The 1748-nt window shown below is 56.9% G+C and carries 3 protein-coding genes; all 3 read left to right on the top strand.

What is annotated here, in order from left to right:
- On the top strand, positions 1–695 hold a 695-nt coding region (locus tag GHO41_RS29150; RefSeq protein WP_178126615.1), incomplete at its 5' end, for a replication initiation factor domain-containing protein.
- Positions 692–871: a hypothetical protein gene (locus GHO41_RS29145; protein WP_153334568.1), complete on the top strand. Its 180-nt coding sequence runs from the start codon at positions 692–694 to the stop codon at positions 869–871. The genes GHO41_RS29150 and GHO41_RS29145, both read left to right, overlap by 4 nt.
- A gap of 685 nt (positions 872–1556) precedes the next feature.
- Positions 1557–1748, top strand: a 192-nt coding sequence (locus tag GHO41_RS30145) for a hypothetical protein (protein WP_218580288.1), incomplete at its 3' end; no start/stop codon positions are given.

Genomic DNA, 1748 nt, shown 5'->3' with positions numbered 1-1748 from the left:
ACCTCAACGGTTATCTCTACGGCGGACAGATCCGGCGCGGTGATCGAACTCTTTGCCACGTCTGCTGGGGAGGGCAAACAGGGGTCAACTGCAAGTCAACCAGTGATGAGTCTCCGGCTCTTGCAGCGGCTCTCCGGGAGTTTGGTAAACCCCATCTCCCCACCAGGGTGGACACTTGCGAAGACTGGCAGGAAGACGGCCTCTTTGACTCGATGGCTGCTCGCCTGATTCAACATGCCCAGGACAATCGTCTGGCTATCAACCAACAGGGTGATTGGGTCCGCGGTGAGGGTCGCACTCTGTATTTGGGGTCCAAGGACTCACCAGTTCGCCTGGTGCTCTACGAGAAAGGCTATGAGCAAGGTGGTGACGCTCCTCGGAACTGGGTCCGCCTTGAAGTCCGCGTTAGGCCAAAACGGGATCATCGAGCCGCTGTTGCTACCTGGGAGCCTGGACATGCTTTTTGCGCTGCTTGGATTCCGGATGCGCTCAAGTGTATTGGTTGGGATCACCTCGAAAAGAAGGCAGTAGGCACCGTCTGGAAGCGTTCAGACACCGAGCGGGCTAGGGCTGCACTGGTCAAGCAGTACGGCGCGATCATGGCTCAATGGGCGTCTGATGTTGGATCGTGGGAGGCTCTAGGACTGGCTATTGAGACCGCTATTGCTAAGCCAGTGACGGAGTGCACCGCATGAAACACTCGGATTTAACACCAGAGACGGTGCCTTGCTTTGTTGATGACCAGGACGCGCTACCGATCCCGGTTTTTGTCACTCTCGAATCGCACCGACTGGCAAAGGCACGGATACGGCAAAAGATCGCTGCTGCAACGGCAGATGATTCCAAGGCTGAACGGGATGGGACTGATTGACTGCTGGGCAAGATAGGTGAAGTAGCCCCACCAGCAAGCTGGCGACCCTTCTTCACGTCTTGCCAATTCGCCTACCGGCTCAAGGGGCTGTCTCCTTTGGCGTCCAATCTCTTGTGGCTGGGAGAGGTCTGGAGGAAGCGCTAGCGTAGCGCTGCGCAGCCTCCAGACCTCTCCCAGCGGACAAGCGCTAGCGCGTCAGTGACACACTTCTTGACTAGGTGGACACCTTGAACCACACTCAGGCTCAAAGTGTCCACCTGGAGTTTTCCCATGCCTACCCTTAAACCTAGAGTCCAAGTCACTTTGGAGCCTTCGACTCATGAGGTCATCGAACGTCTTGCAAAGCTCCAGGGGCGCACTAGAGGCGCGATCATTGCGGATCTGCTCAATTCCGTTGCTCCGAGCCTTACGCGCACTGTGGCGCTTCTGGAGGCCGCTATGGAGGCACCTAACGAGGTCAAGCGTGGTCTGCGGAGCGTTGTTGAAGGTCTCCATAACGAACTCGTTTCGGTCGCTGGGGATGCTTCTTCTCAGCTCGATATGCTCATGGGCAAGCTGTCGGAAGATGCTCATGCGGACGCAGCCGACCCCCATGTAGTAACACGGGGGTCAGGTATCTCCCCCCTTGCCGAGAAGGCACATCCCAAGAAGCCTCGAAAGCCTTATAAACCGGGGGGTTCAGCCAATGGCTAGATGGGATTGGTATCAATCAACCGTTCTTGTCCAAGACCCGCAACAATCCGGCCTTGTTGACGCTCTTTTGAGAGCATGGCCGCTGTCTGATTGGGCACCTGCTAAGAACCTCAACGGTTATCTCTACGGCGGACAGATCCGGCGCGGTGATCGAACTCTTTGCCACGTCTGCTGGGGAGGGCAA

This window comes from Pseudomonas sp. FSL R10-0399 (genome assembly GCF_009600165.1).
GTDB lineage: Bacteria > Pseudomonadota > Gammaproteobacteria > Pseudomonadales > Pseudomonadaceae > Aquipseudomonas > Aquipseudomonas helleri.
Note: the sequence above shows the minus strand (reverse complement) of the source record. Positions and strands in the feature narration are given on the sequence as shown.

Excerpts from the sequence above, each read along its gene's own strand:
- GHO41_RS29145 (WP_153334568.1), top strand. The coding sequence starts at position 692 with ATGAAACACTCGGATTTAACACCAGAGACGGTGCCTTGCTTTGTTGAT.